This window comes from Micromonospora globispora (genome assembly GCF_003857015.1).
Taxonomy (GTDB): Bacteria; Actinomycetota; Actinomycetes; order Mycobacteriales; family Micromonosporaceae; genus Micromonospora; species Micromonospora globispora.
The window spans coordinates 1-16,788 of record NZ_QGGF01000185.1 but is presented as its reverse complement, the minus strand read 5'-3'; the positions used below and the strand labels follow the sequence as shown (position 1 = coordinate 16,788).

15 protein-coding genes are annotated in these 16,788 nt (G+C 72.1%); 7 read left to right on the top strand and 8 right to left on the bottom strand.

The features are described 5' to 3' along the window. Nucleotides 1-2: 2 nt before the first annotated feature. Nucleotides 3-1,052 (bottom strand): AAA family ATPase, encoded by a 1,050-nt coding sequence (locus DKL51_RS07120; RefSeq protein WP_109943539.1) that lies wholly within the window; start codon nt 1,050-1,052, stop codon nt 3-5. 192 nt (nt 1,053-1,244) lie between these two features. Here DKL51_RS07120 and DKL51_RS07115 point away from each other — a divergent pair, with 192 nt between their 5' ends. Continuing rightward, nucleotides 1,245-2,231 carry an endonuclease/exonuclease/phosphatase family protein gene (locus DKL51_RS07115; RefSeq protein ID WP_109943538.1) on the top strand — a complete coding sequence of 329 codons (987 nt, stop codon included), beginning with the start codon at nt 1,245-1,247 and terminating at the stop codon, nt 2,229-2,231. Nucleotides 2,232-2,237: 6 nt separating this feature from the next. On the opposite strand, the gene cimA is transcribed toward DKL51_RS07115, so the two are convergent. Then, nucleotides 2,238-3,818, bottom strand: a complete 1,581-nt coding sequence (gene cimA, locus DKL51_RS07110; RefSeq protein ID WP_109943537.1) for a citramalate synthase — start codon at nt 3,816-3,818, stop codon at nt 2,238-2,240. 361 nt (nt 3,819-4,179) lie between these two features. On the opposite strand from cimA, the gene DKL51_RS07105 reads away from it, so the two are divergent. The 4 genes from DKL51_RS07105 (at nt 4,180) to DKL51_RS07090 (ending at nt 6,625) form a co-directional block, all read left to right on the top strand. Next, the gene (locus DKL51_RS07105; protein WP_109943536.1) at nt 4,180-4,740 is read left to right on the top strand and encodes a peroxiredoxin; all 561 of its coding nucleotides are present in this window, start codon (nt 4,180-4,182) and stop codon (nt 4,738-4,740) included. A gap of 2 nt (nt 4,741-4,742) precedes the next feature. Beyond that, a complete protein-coding gene (gene ahpD / locus DKL51_RS07100) occupies nt 4,743-5,273 on the top strand; it encodes an alkylhydroperoxidase, AhpD family (protein ID WP_109943535.1) in 531 nt (176 codons plus the stop codon). 93 nt (nt 5,274-5,366) lie between these two features. Next, nucleotides 5,367-5,825 (top strand): PRC-barrel domain-containing protein, encoded by a 459-nt coding sequence (locus tag DKL51_RS07095; protein ID WP_109943548.1) that lies wholly within the window; start codon nt 5,367-5,369, stop codon nt 5,823-5,825. Nucleotides 5,826-5,848: 23 nt separating this feature from the next. Beyond that, on the top strand, nt 5,849-6,625 hold the full coding sequence (locus DKL51_RS07090; RefSeq protein WP_109943547.1) for a tyrosine-protein phosphatase: 777 nt from the start codon (nt 5,849-5,851) through the stop codon (nt 6,623-6,625). A gap of 74 nt (nt 6,626-6,699) precedes the next feature. Here the strand turns inward: DKL51_RS07090 and DKL51_RS07085 are convergent, their stop codons facing one another. Together DKL51_RS07085 and DKL51_RS07080 are read right to left on the bottom strand one after the other, a co-directional pair. Next, a complete protein-coding gene (locus DKL51_RS07085) occupies nt 6,700-7,797 on the bottom strand; it encodes a branched-chain amino acid aminotransferase (RefSeq protein WP_109943534.1) in 1,098 nt (365 codons plus the stop codon). Nucleotides 7,798-8,017: 220 nt separating this feature from the next. Then, nucleotides 8,018-9,049 carry a 3-isopropylmalate dehydrogenase gene (locus DKL51_RS07080; RefSeq protein ID WP_109943533.1) on the bottom strand — a complete coding sequence of 344 codons (1,032 nt, stop codon included), beginning with the start codon at nt 9,047-9,049 and terminating at the stop codon, nt 8,018-8,020. Between the two features lie 223 nt (nt 9,050-9,272). On the opposite strand from DKL51_RS07080, the gene DKL51_RS07075 reads away from it, so the two are divergent. Both DKL51_RS07075 and DKL51_RS07070 read left to right on the top strand, forming a co-directional pair. Then, nucleotides 9,273-10,148, top strand: a complete 876-nt coding sequence (locus DKL51_RS07075) for an FAD:protein FMN transferase (protein WP_109943532.1) — start codon at nt 9,273-9,275, stop codon at nt 10,146-10,148. 349 nt (nt 10,149-10,497) lie between these two features. Next, nucleotides 10,498-10,854: a hypothetical protein gene (locus tag DKL51_RS07070; RefSeq protein WP_185734734.1), complete on the top strand. Its 357-nt coding sequence runs from the start codon at nt 10,498-10,500 to the stop codon at nt 10,852-10,854. An 84-nt stretch (nt 10,855-10,938) separates the two neighbouring features. Here the strand turns inward: DKL51_RS07070 and serA are convergent, their stop codons facing one another. The 4 genes from serA to DKL51_RS07050 all read right to left on the bottom strand — a co-directional run bounded on the left by serA (nt 10,939) and on the right by DKL51_RS07050 (nt 16,462). Continuing rightward, the gene (gene serA, locus DKL51_RS07065; protein ID WP_109964925.1) at nt 10,939-12,537 is read right to left on the bottom strand and encodes a phosphoglycerate dehydrogenase; all 1,599 of its coding nucleotides are present in this window, start codon (nt 12,535-12,537) and stop codon (nt 10,939-10,941) included. Between the two features lie 419 nt (nt 12,538-12,956). Then, nucleotides 12,957-13,970, bottom strand: coding sequence for a ketol-acid reductoisomerase (gene ilvC / locus DKL51_RS07060; protein WP_109947650.1), 1,014 nt, complete (start codon nt 13,968-13,970; stop codon nt 12,957-12,959). 90 nt (nt 13,971-14,060) lie between these two features. After that, nucleotides 14,061-14,576, bottom strand: coding sequence for an acetolactate synthase small subunit (ilvN, locus tag DKL51_RS07055; protein ID WP_109947651.1), 516 nt, complete (start codon nt 14,574-14,576; stop codon nt 14,061-14,063). Further along, nucleotides 14,576-16,462, bottom strand: a complete 1,887-nt coding sequence (locus DKL51_RS07050) for an acetolactate synthase large subunit (RefSeq protein ID WP_109947652.1) — start codon at nt 16,460-16,462, stop codon at nt 14,576-14,578. Before DKL51_RS07050 ends, ilvN begins: the two co-directional genes overlap by 1 nt. Nucleotides 16,463-16,788 lie beyond the last annotated feature (326 nt).

The window sequence follows — 16,788 nt, the reverse complement described above, 5'->3', positions numbered from 1 at the left end:
CCTCATGCCGCCGCCAGATCCGGCGCCGCCTGGGGGTGGTTGGTGGCGATCCGGGGTGGCGGCACCGCCTCGATCAGCCGGCGGACCACCGACTCGGCGGACACCCCGTCGGCCAGCGCGTCGAAGGAGAGCACCAGCCGGTGGGCGAGCACCTCCACCGCCAGGTCCCGGACGTCCTCCGGGAGCACGTACTCGCGGCCGCGCAGCAGGGCCTGGGCCCGGGCGGCGGCGACCAGGCCGAGGGTGGCCCGCGGGCTCGCCCCGTACGCCAGCAGCGGCGCCATCTCCGCCATACCGAACCGGCCGGGGTCCCGGGTGGCCAGGATGAGCCGGACGACGTACTCGGCCAGGGCGTGGTGGACGAAGATGTGGCTGGCCCGCCGCTGGAGTTCACGCAGCCGGGCCGGATCGAGCACCTGTCGCGGCGTCGGGCGGTCGGTGCTCATCCGGTAGAGGATGGCCAGCTCGTCGGCGTCGCTCGGATAGTCCACGACGACCTTCATGAGGAACCGGTCGCGCTGGGCCTCGGGGAGCTGGTAGACGCCCTCCGACTCGATCGGATTCTGGGTGGCCAGCACCAGGAACGGGTCGGGCACCTGCCAGCTCCGGCCACCGATGGAGACCTGCCGCTCGGCCATCGCCTCCAGCAGCGCCGACTGCACCTTGGCCGGGGCCCGGTTGATCTCGTCGGCCAGGACCATGTTGGCCATGATGGGTCCCAGTTCGACGTCGAAGGTCTCGGTGGACGCCCGGTAGATGCGGGTGCCGACGATGTCGGAGGGGACCAGGTCGGGGGTGAACTGGATCCGGGAGAAGGTCCCGCCGACCACCGTGGCGAGGGTATGCGCGGCGAGGGTCTTCGCCACGCCCGGCACGCCCTCCAGCAGGCAGTGACCGTCGGCGATCAGGGCGGTGAGCAGGCGTTCGACGAGGCGGTCCTGCCCCACGATCACGCGTTTGACCTCGAAGAGAGTCTGTTCCAGCTCGACGCCGCTAGCGTCGGCATCGGCCGGGCTGGGCATGCTGGCCAGGGTGTCCGAGATGTCCGTCACGGTGCTTGCTTCCCGTGCGGGCGGCCGGACAAACGTCGGATTATCAGCCCTACGAGCACCGTTACCGCCCCGGACCGGGACAACCCTCCCGCTGGGACCGCAACCTCCAGGTCACGCAGGGGAAGACGTCGGCCGGGTGGTCTGACCGGTGCCCGCGACACGGGCCTCGCCGGGCGGGCCTACCATCTCGGCATGATCACGCTCACCCCGGTTCCGCTGCACCGGGCCGCTCGACTGTGGACCATCGTCTCATGGGTGGCCGTGGCGCCCGGGGCCGTCTGGGCGGCCGTACGACTGTTCGGCCTGGAGTGGGGATCGCTCGTGCAGGCGGTCGCCTTCACCCCGTACGTGGCCGCCGGGGCGCTGGCGCCGCTGGTGCTGGCGCTCGCCCTGCGGCGCCGGTGGCCCGCGGTCGTCGCGGCCGTGACGGCGTTGGCGCTGATCGGCGTGGTGGCACCGCGCGCCTTCGCCTCCGATCAACCGGAGACGAAGGGCCCCACCCTGCGGGTGCTCACCGCCAACGTGCTCAAGGGCGAGGCCGACCCCGCCAAGCTGGTCGACCTGGTCCGAACGCACCACGTGGACGTGCTGACCGTGCAGGAGTTCACCCCGCAGATCGCGGCCGAGCTGGACCAGCTCGGGCTCTCCACCCTGCTGCCCCACCGGCAGCTCAACCCCGAGTTCGGCACCACCGGGTCCGGTCTCTACGCCCGTTTCCCGATCGCGGCCGGGGGCGTACGGCGCAACCAGGGCTACTTCTTCACCCAGGCGTACGGGACCCTCACGGTGCCGGGCGCGCCGCCGGTGCGGGTGGAGTCGGCGCATCCCGCCGCCCCGTACGCGGCGGAAGCCGTCCCGGCGTGGTCGACCGACCTGCGGGGGCAGCCGGCGGCCACCCCGGACGGGGCGCTGAGCGTCCTGTCCGGGGACTTCAACGCCACCCTCGACCACGCACCGCTGCGCGCCCTGCTGCACACCGGCTACGTCGACGCCGCCGACGCGACGGGCGCCGGGCTGGCCGGCACCTGGGGCCCGTACGACGGCGACCTGATCCCGCCGGTCACCATCGACCACGTGCTGGTCGACCGCCGCATCGCCGTGGAGTCGGTGACCGTCCGCGAGCTCGCCGGCAGCGACCACCGCTGTATCCTCGCCGAGCTCCGCCTCCCCGCCGCCTGACCGGCGTCACACGCGGGCGCGGTCCAGGCCGTAGGTGAGGGCGTCGACCAGGGCGTGCCAGGATGCCTCGACGACGTTCGGGTGGACGCCGACGGTGGTCCAGTCGCGGCCCGCGCCGGCGGTCTCCACCAGCACCCGGGTGACCGCGCCGGTGCCGTGGCTGCCCTCCAGGATGCGGACCTTGTAGTCGGCGAGCTCGAAGTCGCGCAGCTCCGGGTAGTGCCGGGCGAGGCCGACGCGCAGCGCCTCGTCCAGGGCGTTGACCGGGCCGTTCCCCTCGGCGGTGGCGATCACCCGTTCGCCGCGTACCCGGATCTTCACGGTGGCCTCGGAGACCACGGCGCCGTCCTCCCGGTGCTCGACGATCACCCGGTAGGACTCGAGGGCGAACGGCCGGGGCACCGCCCGGTCCGGCAGCTCGGAGCGGACGAGCAGCTCGAAGGAGGCGTCGGCGGCCTCGAACGACCAGCCGCCGGCCTCCAGTTCCTTGACCCGGCTGGTCACCCGGGACAGCGCCTCCGGATGGCCGGCCAGGTCCACGCCCAGCTCACGGCTCTTGAGCTCGACGCTGGCCCGGCCGGCCATCTCGGTCACCAGGATCCGCATGTCGTTGCCCACCACCGACGGGTCCACGTGGTTGTAGAGCAACGGGTCGACCTTGATCGCGCTCGCGTGCAGCCCGGCCTTGTGGGCGAAGGCGGCGGCCCCGGCGTACGCCTGGTGGGTGTCGGGGGCGATGTTGGCGATCTCGGCGATGGCGTGCGAGACCCGCACCATCTGTTCCAGGCAGCCCTCGGGTAGGACGGGCAGCCCGAGCTTGAGCTGGAGGTTCGCCACCACGGCGAAGATGTCGGCGTTGCCGGGCCGCTCGCCGTAGCCGTTGGCGGTGCCCTGGACGTGCCGCACCCCGGCCTCCACGGCGGCGATGGTGTTGGCCACCGCGCAGGCGGTGTCGTTCTGGGCGTGCATGCCGAACAGCTCCGGGTCGACGCCGAGCTTGGCGGTCAGCTCGGCGATCGCGGCGGTGACCCGGGACGGCAGCATCCCGCCGTTGGTGTCGCAGAGCACCACCCGCTCGGCGCCGGCCGCCAGCGCGGTCTCCACCACCGCCGCGGTGTACGCCGGGTCGTGCCGCCAGCCGTCGAAGAAGTGCTCGCCGTCGACGAAGACCCGGCGGCCCTCCCCGACCAGGTGGGTGACGGTGTCCCGGATCATCGCCAGGTTCTCGGCGGGGGTGGTGCGCAGGGCCCGCTCGACGTGCCGGAGGTCGGCCTTCGCGACCAGCGCGATCGCCGGGGTCTGCGCGTCCAGCAGCCCGCGCACCTGCGGGTCGGTCGCCACGGCGACACCTGCCTTGCGGGTGGCGCCGAACGCGACCAGCACCGCGTGCTTCAGGTCCAGTTCGGTGCGGGCCCGGCGGAAGAACTCGGTGTCCTTCGGCACGGCGCCCGGCCAGCCGCCCTCGATGAAACCGACTCCGAAGTCGTCGAGCAGGCGGGCCACCGCCAGCTTGTCGACCACCGAGTAGCTGAGCCCCTCGCGCTGGGCGCCGTCGCGCAAGGTCGTGTCGTACACCTGGAAGGTCATGGGAGTCCTCGTCTCGAACACTGCGGGAGCAACAAAAAGACCCCCCGCGGATGCGGGAGGTCTGCGCGCTCGGCGAGAGGGAATGCCGGCGCGCTAGCTGCCAATAATCAGGACGTAGCTGGTCACGATGGGTACTTTGCCATCCCGGCCCCGGTTTTGGGAGGCAGAATCCACATGTCGGGACAGTGACGGAGAGTCGTCACACCCTACCGGCGACCGGTGGCGGCGCGGAACGCGCCGCTGGTGATCGACTTCACAAGTCACCCGGCCGCTATCGAGCGGAAACAGCCCTGCGGAAGTATCTGGAACCGATCCAGTTACCGGCCTCGCGCCGCTGACAAGCCGCTGTCAAGGAGGACCCGTGCTCACTGTCGGTGACCGCTTTCCCGAGTACGAACTCACCGCCTGCGTATCGCTCGACGCCGACAACGCGTTCGAGACGATCAACCACAAGTCCCACCAGGGCAAGTGGCGGGTGGTCTTCTTCTGGCCGAAGGACTTCACCTTCATCTGCCCGACGGAGATCGCCGAGTTCGGCCGCCTGAACGGCGAGTTCGCCGACCGGGACGCCCAGGTGCTCGGCGTTTCCGTCGACAACGAGTTCGTGCACTACGCGTGGCGCAAGGACCACCCGGACCTGCGCGACCTGCCGTTCCCGATGCTCAGCGACATCAAGCGCGAGCTGACCGCCGCCTGCGGCGTGCTCGGCGAGGACGGCGTCGCCCAGCGGGCCACCTTCATCGTGGACCCGGACAACGAGATCCAGTTCGTCATGGTGACCGCCGGCTCGGTCGGCCGGAACGTCTCCGAGGTGCTGCGGGTGCTCGACGCCCTGCAGACCGACGAGCTCTGCCCGTGCAACTGGAACAAGGGCGGCGCGACCCTCGACGCCAACGCGCTGCTCGCGGGCGCCGGGGCCTGAGCATGGGTCTGGACGCGGTCAAGGCGGCCCTGCCGGAGTACGCCAAGGACATCAAGCTCAACCTCGGCTCCACCATCGCCACCTCGACGCTCAAGCCGGAGCAGGCCTGGGGCACCGCCCTGGCCTGTGCGGTGGCGGCGCGCAACCCGGTGGTGCTGAAGGAGATCGCCGCGGAGGCGGCCGGGCACCTCACCCCGGAGGCGATCGAGGCGGCCAAGGGCGCCGCCACGATCATGGCGATGAACAACGTCTACTACCGGGCCAAGCACCTGATCGGCGACGAGCAGTACGCCTCGATGCCGGCCCGGCTGCGGATGCAGATCATCGCCCGCCCCGGCGTGGAGAAGGCCGACTTCGAGCTCTGGTGCCTGGCCGTCTCGGCGATCACCGGCTGCGGGGTGTGCCTGGAGTCGCACGAGAAGACGCTGCGCGGCGCCGGGTTCAGCCGGGATCAGGTGCACGAAGGGCTGCGGATCGCGGCGGTCGTGCATGCCGCCGCGGTGGCCCTCGACGCGGAGGCCGCGCTGAGCTGATTCGGGCACGGTGTGTATGGATCACCGCAACCGGGTAGGAAACCACTCGACAGGCAAGATCCCCCGAGAAAGTCGAGAAAGGGAGTGAACGCCATGGAGCGGCTCGACCCTCGAACGACCCACGGGACGCCGGATCCGCTTACCCACGGTGACCAGGGAGCCTTCGCGGGCGGCGCGCCCGCTGGGCGCTTCGATCCGTGGCGCTACCGGGACGAGGCCGGCGTGACCGGAGTCGACCTGGTCGGCTACAAGGTGGAGGCGAGCGACGGCAGCATCGGCAAGGTAGACCGGGCCAGCCACGAGGTGAACTCCAGTTTCCTCGTGGTCGACACCGGACCGTGGATCTTCGGTAAGAAGGTCATGCTCCCTGCCGGCACCGTCAACCACGTCGACCACGACGAGCGGAAGGTCTATGTCGACCGGGCCAAGGACCAGATCAAGGCCGCGCCCGAGTACGACGAGACCGTCGATTCCGACCCGGCGTACCGGGAGAAGCTCGGCGGCTACTACGACGACACCTACGCGTCGATGCCGCCGGGTACCGCCCGGTAACGGAGAATCCTGTGAAACGGCCGGTGGGGCCTCGCCCCACCGGCCGTTACCGTGGCGGGGTGGACGCCATCGAGACCAGCCCCCGCAGTCCGTTCCCCGCCCTGTTCAACTTCCGCGACGTCGGCGGATACACCGGCCCCGACGGGCGGACCGTCCGCCGCGGCCGGCTCTACCGCTCCGACTCGCTGCACCGGATCGACGAGACCGACCGGGAGGCGTTCACCGCCCTCGGCATCCGCACCGTCATCGACCTGCGCCGTCCCGAGGAGGTGGCCAGGGCTGGGCGGGTGCCCGCGTACGACGGGCTGACCTACCGGCACATCCACCCCGAGCACCAGAGCTGGGCCGAAGTGCGGTACGACCCGGAGCAGAGCCTGGCCCGCTGGCTCGCCGACCGGTACGCCGCCCTGGCCCAGACCGGCACCGCCGGACTGGCCGAGGCGGTCGGCCTGATCGCCGACAGCGCCAACGCGCCGGTGGTGGTGCACTGCGTCGCCGGCAAGGACCGCACCGGCATCGTCTGCGCGCTCACCCTCGCCGTGCTCGGGGTGGCCGACGACGACATCACCGCCGACTACGCGCTGAGCACCGAGGCGTCGGAGCGGTTCAGCGCCTGGGTTGCCGCCACCACGCCCGCTGCCAAGGAGCTGCCCCCGCCGTTCCTCGCCTCCCCAGCCGAGGCGATGGCGCTCTTCCTCACCGAGCTGCGCGAGGGCTACGGCTCGGTGGAGGGCTACCTGCGCCACGCCGGGGTCACCGACGCCCAGCTCGCGGGACTTCGCGAGCACCTGCTCGACTGACAGCCCACCAACGGCGACAGCCGACACCGCGCTCGGCGGTGTCGGCTGTCGACAGTTCGGCAGACCCGGGCGGGTCAGATGACCCGCTGCACCCAGCCGTGCCGGTCCTCGGCCCGGCCGCGCTGGATGTCGACGAGCTGCTGCCGCAGCGCCATCGTGGACCGACCGGGCTCCCCGCCGCCGACCAGGAACTCGCCGTCGGGGAAGCGGACCCGGCCGATCGGCGTGATCACCGCGGCGGTGCCGCAGGCGAAGACCTCGCGCAGCCGGCCGCTGGCCGCGTCCGCCTGCCAGTCGGCGAAGCTCACCGGCCGCTCCTCGACCCGGTGCCCGGCCTCGGCGGCCAGGGTGAGGATCGCGTCCCGGGTGATCCCCGGCAGGATGGTGCCGGTCAGCGGCGGGGTGACCAGGGTGTTGTCGTCGTACACGAAGAAGACGTTCATGCCGCCGAGCTCGTCGACGAACCGCCGCTCCACCGCGTCCAGGAAGACCACCTGGTCGCAGCCCGCCTCGATTGCCTCGGCCTGGGCCACCAGCGAGGTCGCGTAGTTGCCGCCGCACTTCGCCGCACCGGTGCCGCCCGGCGCCGCCCGGGTGTAGTCCGGGGAGACCCAGACCGTGATCGGCTTGACCCCGCCGGAGAAGTACGCTCCGGCCGGCGAGGCGATCACCAGGTAGAGGTACTCGTTGGACGGGCGGACGCCGAGGAACACCTCGCTGGCGAACATGAACGGCCGCAGGTAGAGGCTGGCGTCCTCCTGATCGGGGATCCAGTCCTGGTCGATCTCGACCAGCCGGCGCAGCGACTCGACGAACGTCTCCGGCGGCAGCTCGGGCATCGCCATCCGCTGCGCGGACTTCACGAAGCGGGCGGCGTTGGCCTCCGGCCGGAACATCGTCACCGCCCCGTCGGCGGTGCGGTACGCCTTCAGCCCCTCGAAGATCTCCTGCGCGTAGTGCAGGACGGCGGTCGCCGGGTCCATCGGGATCGGTGCCCGCGCCTCGACCCGGGCGTCGTACCAGCCCTTGCCCTCGGCGTACCGGATCGTGACCATGTGGTCGGTGAAGACCCGACCGAATCCCGGGTTGGCCAGCAGGGCGGCCCGGTCGGCGGCGGATACCGGCGCGGGATTCGGACGGATCTCGAAATCGAGCTTGTCACCACCGCTCATCGCGCTGACCTCCCTGCGGGTTCACGGCATGCGGGATCGCACACCGACGTCACTGGTGCCAGAAACTTACCCCGAACGGTCGTTCAGCGGATAGCTCCGCCCCGGTGGATCGAGCGCTCCGAATGGCTGTCGCGACGACGGTGACACCGCCGGCGACGGCGGGGCGGACGGGCCCGGTACGGGTCTGGCGGCCCGGAACCGGGCCGCGGAGCGGCCCCGGTCAGGCTACGGCGTACCCGGCGAGCCGGTCGCCGACCTCTTCGGTCCGCAGCGGTACGCCCGGGGTCCGGCTGGCCAGCTCGGTGGCGACCGCGGCGGTCACCCGGGCGGCGGCGTCGGCGTGGCCGAGCTGGTCGATCAGGAGCGCCGCGGAGAGGACCGCGGCCACCGGGTCGGCGACGCCCTTGCCGGCGATGTCCGGCGCGGAGCCGTGCACCGGCTCGAACATCGACGGGTAGCGGCCCTCCGGGTTGATGCAGCCGCTGGCCGCGAGCCCGATGCCGCCGGTCACCGCGGCGGCGATGTCGGTGAGGATGTCACCGAAGAGGTTGTCGGTGACCACCACGTCGTACCGCTGCGGCTGGGTCACCAGGAACATCGCGGCCGCGTCGACGTGCTGATACTCGGTGGTGACGTCGGGGTGCTCGGCGGCCACGGCCTCGAAGGCGCGGGCCCACAGCGAGCCGGCGTGGGTGAGCACGTTGGTCTTGTGCACCAGGGTGACCTTGCGCCGCTCCCGGCGGCGGGCCCGGGCGAACGCGTCGCGGATCACCCGCTCCACCCCGTGCCGGGTGTTCAGGCTCTCCTCGGTGGCCACCTCGGCCGGGGTGTCCCGGTGCAGCGAGCCACCCGCCCCGGCGTAAAGGCCCTCGGTGCCCTCGCGGACCACCACCAGGTCGACCTCGCCAGGCTTGACGTTGGCGAGCGGGCCGGCCACGCCCGGCCAGAGCCGGGACGGGCGGAGGTTGACGTACTGGTCGAAGGCGAAGCGGAGCTTGAGCAGCAGGCCGCGCTCCAGCACCCCCGGCGGGACGGTCGGGTCGCCGACCGCGCCGAGCAGGATGGCGTCGTGCCCGGCCAGCTCGGTCAGCACCGAGTCCGGCAGCACCTCCCCCGTGCGGTGGTAGCGCGCGGCGCCCAGGTCGTACTCCGTGGCCTCGACCCCCGGAAGCACGGCGTCGATGACCTTGCGGGCCTGCCCGACCACCTCGGGTCCGATCCCGTCCCCGGCCACCACCGCGATCCGTGCCACCTGGCGCTCCTCACCTCGTCGTTCCCCGTGAACGGTACGTCGCCGTCCCGACTTCCGGTTCGCATCGCCCACGATTCGGGATACCGAGATGCTCAGGAGGCTCCCAGGTGGCATTCATGGAGTGGTCAACTCCGCTGCCTAGGGTCGGAGAGGAACGGGTCACGGGGGCCCGTGACCGACCTCGCCGCGGCGCTGCGGCGTCGTCAGCGAAGGAGCAGGTGCCATGCGGATCGACCAGCAGCCCCGCGCCCGATGGCTCGACGAGCAGCCCCGGACGCGCTGGGTGGACCAGACGACCTTCCTGAGCCGCCGTCCCGACCTGCGGCTCGGCTCCCGCAGCCACCGGCTGGACCGGGCCGGCGGGAACGCCGTCGACCGGATCAGCGTCCAGCACACCGTCCGCACCTCCACCGCGGAGTACTCGCTGCTGCTCAACGCGCCCGACTGGCTGGGCCGGCGCGGCGTCGGGGAGGCGCTGCGGGACGCCGTGGCCGAGCTGCGCGCCATCGACCTGACGTACGGCCCCAGCCGGCCGGAGAGCCTGGTCTCCCGGCTGCGGCGGGGCGAGATCAGCCCCGAGTCGTACCCGCCGCTGGCCGACCTGGTGGACCGCTGCGCCGCGATGCGGGCGGCCACCGACGGCTGGTTCGACGCCTGGGCGGTGCCCGGCGGCTTCGATCCCGGCGGCCTGCTCGGCGGCTGGGCGGTGGAGCGGGCCGCGGCCCGGCTGCGCGCCGCCGGCATCCACGACTACGCCGTGCTCAGTGGGGCCGACCTGGTGGTACGCGGGCACGCCGCGCACGGCGGCCCGTGGCGGGTCGCGGTGCACCACCCGACCGACGCCCACCGGGCGCCGCTGGTGCTGGAGATGACCGCCGGCGCGGTGGGCACCTCGGGCGTCACCGGTCGCCAGGGGCACGTGGTGGATCCGCACACCGGCGAGCCGGCGGATCAACTGGTCGCCGCCACCGTGGTGGGCCCGGACCTCGCGGTGGCCGACGCCTACGCCACCGCGCTCTACGCCGCCGGCCCGGCCGGGCTGGCCTGGTTCCGCAACGGCTCGGACTATCGGGCGCTCTTCGCCCACCGTCGACGCTGAGCGGTCGACGCCCCCGAACGCACCGTCGCCCGGTCTTCGCATCCCGGACCCGGTCCGCGATCGGCCCCCACGGTCTCGGCAACGACCGTGGGGGCCGATCAGCGACGAGTGCGCGTGGCTCGCGCAATCGAGGGGTGCGGACCGGTGGGCCGGGCGTCCAACCACGCCACCCGAAGACGCGCCGATGCCACGACTCAGCCAGTGACCGCACCGGTACGCTAGCGAATCGACGCAACTCGACGCAAGAGCCTCCACAGGGGACCGACGGGCCGCCGATCGACCCGCCGCGGCGCTGAACTCGGGCGGGGCAGGGGTGACGGCGCGGAGCGGGGATGGCACGCTGTCCGCCGTGAGTTTCGATCTGAGCGTGTGGGCCCTGCCGGACGGGGCGACGCCCGCCGACGTGCGGGCAGCGGTGCAACGGTGCCGCGAGGGGCGGCACGGTGACCAGTATCCCGACCCACGGGTGGTCGGCTTCTACCGGGCGATCACCGCCGCCTACCCCGACCGCCCCGCCGGTCCGGGCACCCCGTGGGAGGTCGCGCCGCTGCACGCGGCCGGCGACCACGTGGAGATGAACCTCTTCCCGACCTGCGAGGACCAGGTCCTGCTCGACATCGAGCGGCTGGCCGGCGAGCACGGCCTGATGCTCTTCGACGCCCAGGACGGCTCGGTCTACCCGCCCCCCGCCCGCGTCACCCCCTGACCGGGCCCGTCCCGCCGGGCCGGGGACGGGAAGACGGCGAGGGGCCCGGCCGAACGGCCGGGCCCCCGATGTGTCGTGCCTGGACTACTCGTCGCGGAGGTCGGCGGCGCTGGCCGCGACCGCGCCGATCGAGTCGGCCGCCGAGGTGAGCAGGTCCGCGCCGAGCGCCTGGTCGACGGTGAGGGTCATCAGCGTCTCACCGCCGGCCTCCCGACGGGCGACCTGCATCGCGGCGATGTTGACGCCGGCCTCGCCGAGCAGGGTGCCGACGGTGCCGACCACGCCCGGCCGGTCGACGTAGCGCAGGAAGACCAGGATGCCCTCCGCGCCGATCTCCACGTCGAAGCCGTCCACCTCGGTCAGCTTGATGACGTCCCGGGTGCCGGTGCTGGTCACCGTGCCGGAGACGCTCACCGTCCGGCCGTCCGGCAGCGCACCGCGTACGGTCACCAGATTGGCGTGGTCGACCGTCTCGGCCTGGGTCGTCAGGGTCACCTCGACGCCCCGCTCCGCCGCCAGGTGCGGCGCGTTGACGTAGGTGACCTGCTCCTCCACCACCGAGCTGAACAGGCCCTTGGTGGCGGCGAGCTTGAGCACCGAGACGTCGTTGTTGACGATCTCGCCGCGGACCTCGACGGTGACGGCGGCGGCCACCCCGCCGGCGACGGCGGTGAACGCCCGGCCGAGCTTCTCGGCCAGCGGCAGCAGCGGGCGGACGTCCTCGGCGACCACGCCGCCGGCCTGCACGTTGACCGCGTCCGGCACGAACTCGCCCTGCAGCGCCAGCTTCACGCTCTTGGCCACCGCCAGACCGGCCTTGTCCTGCGCCTCGTGGGTGGAGGCGCCCAGGTGCGGGGTGGCCACCACGTTGTCGAAGGCGAACAGCGGCGAGGAGGTGCAGGGCTCCTTGGCGTACACGTCGACACCGGCGCCGGCGACCCGGCCCTCGGCGATCGCGTCGGCCAGGGCCTGCTCGTCCACCAGGCCACCGCGGGCGGCGTTGATGATCCGGACGCCCGGCTTGACGATCGCCAGCTCCTTCTCACCGATCAGGCCGACGGTCTCCGGGGTCTTGGGCAGGTGGATCGAGATGAAGTCGCTCTCCCGCAGCAGCTCCTCCAGCCCCACCAGGCGTACGCCGAGCTGGGCGGCGCGGGCCGGCTGGATGTACGGGTCGTACGCGATCAGCCGGGTGCCGAAGGCGGCGATCCGCTGCGCGAAGAGCACACCGATGCGGCCGAGGCCGACCACGCCGACAGTCTTGCCCTGCAGCTCGACGCCGGTGTACTTGGACCGCTTCCACTCCCCCGCCTTCAGCGCGGCGCTGGCCGCGGCGGTGTTCCGCGCGACGGCGAGCAGCAGCGCGACGGCCTGCTCGGCGGCGGAGACGATGTTCGAGGTCGGGGCGTTGACGACCATGACGCCGCGCGCGGTGGCGGCCGGGACCTCGACGTTGTCCAGACCGACGCCGGCCCGGGCGACCACCTTCAGCCGCGGCGCGGCGGCGATCGCCTCGGCGTCGATCTGGGTGGCGCTGCGCACGATCACCGCGTCGGCCTCGGAGAGCGCGGAGAGCAGGGCCGGGCGGTCGGTGCCGTCGACGTGGCGCACGTCGAAGTCGTGCGCGAGCACCTCGATGGCGGCGGGAGCGAGTTCTTCGGCGATCAGTACGACAGGATTCATCGGTCCTCGTAGACGTCGTATGCGGTCGGCACGGGGCGTCGGGACGCCGCGCTGCGCCCTGCGCTGATCCGTGCCATGGCCGTCAGGTGCCGGCTACGGCACCTACCAGGGATGGTAGGTGGCCCACCGGCCGGCGTGTCCCGGACTGCGGGGTGAGTGCCCTCACAGCGCCTTTCCGGCACCGACCCCGCGCGCTGCGGTACCGCCCAGAGCTGGGCGAGGCGCTGGTCACCCGGTCCCAGCACGTGGGCAACCCGAAACACGCACCAAGCGTGACCGCCCGGCGAGGCGGATGGGCCACGCGGGCGCGACACCCCCGGTACCGGCGCGCCGCCGGGACGCGGCCCGCGACCCGACGCCGGGGAGAGCGTCGGGTCGCGGGCCGCGTGGTGGGCGACCCCCGCGAGCGGGGCCGCCCGTCAGGCGGTCTCGGTGATGGGCCGGTCGACCCAGCTCATCATGGCGCGCAGCTTCTGGCCGGTCTCCTCGATCGGGTGCGCCGCACCCTCGGCCCGCCACTTGGCGAAGTTCGGCCGGCCGGCCTCGTCCTCGGCCACCCACTCGCGGGCGAACTCGCCGGACTGGATCTCGCCGAGGATCTTGCGCATCTCGTCCTTGACCCGGGAGTCGATGACCCGCGGGCCGCGGGAGAGGTCGCCGTACTCGGCGGTGTCGGAGATGCTGTAGCGCATCCGGGCGATGCCACCCTCGTACATCAGGTCGACGATCAGCTTCAGCTCGTGCAGGCACTCGAAGTAGGCCACCTCGGGGGCGTAGCCGGCCTCGGTGAGCACCTCGAAGCCGGTCTGCACCAGCGCAGACGCGCCGCCGCAGAGCACCGCCTGCTCGCCGAAGAGGTCGGTCTCCGTCTCCTCCTTGAAGGTGGTCTTGATGGCGCCGGCCCGGGTGCCGCCGATCGCCTTCGCGTACGACAGGGCCAGGGCGAACGCGTTGCCGGTGGCGTCCTGCTCGACGGCGACCAGGCAGGGCACACCCTTGCCGTCGACGTACTGCCGGCGAACCAGGTGACCGGGGCCCTTCGGGGCGACCATCGCCACGTCCACGTCGGCCGGGGGCTTGATCAGCTCGTACCGGATGTTGAAGCCGTGGCCGAAGAAGATCGCCTTCCCGGGCGCCAGGTTCGGCGCGATCGCCTCGGCGTAGAGGGACCGCTGGGCGGTGTCCGGCGCCAGGATCATGATGAGGTCGGCCTCGGCCGCCGCCTCGGCCGGCGTGAGCACCCGCAGGCCCTGCTCCTCGGCCTTGGGCCGGCTCTTCGAGCCGGCGGGCAGGCCGATCACCACGTCGACGCCGGAGTCGCGCAGCGACAGCGCGTGGGCGTGGCCCTGGCTGCCGTACCCGATCACCGCGACGGTGCGGCCCTGGATCAGGCCCAGGTCGGCGTCGTCGTCGTAGTACACCTCAACGCTCATTGACTTCCCTTTCGTACGGCGGTCCGGGCGGCCCGTCGTGGATTTGTGCGATGGCGGGTTGCGGCGGCGCGCAGCGCCGGCACGCTGGTCTCAGGCGGCGCGCAGCGCCGGTCCGGCGGTGATGGAGCGCGAGCCGCGCCCGATCGCCACCGTGCCGGACTGGACCATTTCCTTGATGCCGAACGGTTCGAGATCGCGCAGCAGCGCGTCGAGCTTGTCGTGGGTGCCGGTGGCCTCGATGGTCAGCGTGTCCGGCGCGACGTCGACCACCCGGGCGCGGAACAGGTTGACCGTCTCCAGCACCTGCCCCCGGGCGTTGCGGTCCGCGCGGACCTTGACCAGCAGCAGCTCCCGGGCGACCGAGACCTGCTGGTCCAGCTCCACGATCTTGAGTACGTTCACCAGCTTGTTGAGCTGCTTGGTGACCTGCTCCAGCGGGGACGACTCGGCGTTCACCACGATGGTGATCCGGGAGACGTCCGGGTTCTCGGTCTCCCCGACCGCCAGGCTGTCGATGTTGAAGCCGCGCCGGGAGAACAGGCCGGAGACCCGGGCCAGGACACCCGGCTTGTTCTCCACCAGGACGGACAGCGTGTGCATCGTCATCAGAGTTCGTCCTCGTCGAAGGCGGGGCGGACGCCCCGGGCGAACATGATCTCGTCGTTGCTGGTGCCGGCCGCCACCATCGGCCAGACCATGGCGTCCTTGCCGACCACGAAGTCGATGACGACCGGCGCGTCGTTGATCGCCATCGCGGCCTCGATGGTCTTGTCCACGTCGGCGGCGTTCTCGCAGCGCAGCCCGACGCAGCCGAGCGCCTCGGCCAGCTTCACGAAGTCCGGGATGCGGTGCTTGTGGGTGCCCAGCTCGGTGTTCGAGTAGCGCTCGCCGTAGAACAGGGTCTGCCATTGCCGGACCATGCCCAGGTTGCCGTTGTTGATCACGGCGACCTTGATCGGGATGCCCTCCAGCGCGCAGGTGGCCAGCTCCTGGTTGGTCATCTGGAAGCAGCCGTCGCCGTCGACCGCCCAGACCACCGTGTCCGGCTTGCCGACCTTGGCGCCCATCGCGGCCGGGACGGCGTACCCCATGGTGCCGAGACCGCCGGAGTTGAGCCAGGTGTGCGGCTTCTCGTACGAGATGAACTGGGAGGCCCACATCTGGTGCTGGCCAACCCCGGCGACGTAGATGGTGTCCGGGCCGGCGATCTTGCCCAGCCGCTCGATCACGTACTGCGGGGAGAGGGTGCCGTCGGCCGGTTCCTCGTACCCGAGCGGGTACCGCTTGCGCAGGTCGTCGAGCTGGGTCCACCAGTCGCCGAGGTCCGCGGTCGGGTGGGCGGACTTCTCCGCGGTGACCGCGGCGATCAGCTCGTCGATCACGTGCCGGGCGTCGCCGACGATCGGCACGTCCGCGTGGCGGTTCTTGCCGATCTCGGCCGGGTCGATGTCGGCGTGCACCACGGTGGCGTCCGGCGCGAACGAGTCCAGCCGGCCGGTGACCCGGTCGTCGAAGCGCGCCCCGAGCGCGACGATCAGGTCCGCCTTCTGCAGGCCGTAGACCGCTGCGACCGTGCCGTGCATCCCGGGCATCCCGAGGTGCTGCGGGTGCGAGTCGGGGAACGCGCCGAGCGCCATCAGGGTGGTCACCACCGGGATGCCGGTCAGCTCGGCCAGCCGGCGCAGCCCCTCGGTGGCGCCGGCCTTGAGCACGCCGCCGCCGACGTAGAGCACCGGGCGGCGGGCGTTGGTCATCAGCCGGGCCGCCTCCCGGATCTGCTTGCCGTGCGGGTGCAGGGTCGGCCGGTAGCCGGGCAGGTCGAGCGTGGGCGGCCAGGCGAAGGTGGTGGGCGCCTGGAGGACGTCCTTGGGGATGTCGACCAGGACCGGGCCGGGCCGGCCGGTCGAGGCCAGGTGGAACGCCTCGGCCAGCACCTGCGGGATCTCCTCGGCGGTCTGCACGAGGAAGTTGTGCTTGGTGATCGGCAGGGTGATGCCCTGGATGTCCGCCTCCTGGAAGGCATCCGTGCCGATCGAGGGGCGCGCGACCTGGCCGGTGATCGCGACCAGCGGCACCGAGTCCATGTACGCGTCGGCGATCGGGGTGACCAGGTTGGTGGCGCCGGGGCCGGAGGTGGCGATGCAGACGCCGACCTTGCCGGTGGCCTGCGCGTACCCGGTGGCCGCGTGTCCCGCGCCCTGCTCGTGCCGGACCAGGATGTGCCGGACGGTCGAGTCGTAGAGCGGGTCGTACGCCGGCAGGATCGCGCCGCCCGGGATGCCGAAGACCACGTCGACCCCGAGCGCCTCGAGCGACCGCACCAGCGAGCCGGCGCCGGAGACCTGCGCCGGGGCGGGCTGCCGTACCGCGGGGGCGGCCGGGACGGCGCCGTTGCGGGGGGCGGGAGCGTGGTCGGCGGCACTCGCCGGCTCGGAGGCCGGGCGGGCTCGCCGGACGGAGTGGGCGAGGGTCTCTGGCGTGGGTCGCGTCATGGCGGTTCAGCCCTTCGGCTGGAGTGGGTGGGGCTTGTTCACAACGTGCAACGCGGGCGAGGCCCGCTGAGATGGGGTCCGACGGCAATAAAAACGGCCCTCGTGCAGATGCACGGGGCCAGCGCACTCTCGCTCAGGGAGAGTGCGCTCAGGTAAGTACTCGCAGCGACCGGCTCGACGACATGTGGCTAAGCCTGACGCATCTCACGCGATGAGTCAACTGATCCCACATTTTGGTTCACGGACGTGGGCGTGTCGTACCCCGACACACTGCCGGCGGCCGGTCTCACCTGCGAAGATCCCTCTTGTGTCTCTTATACCCATCT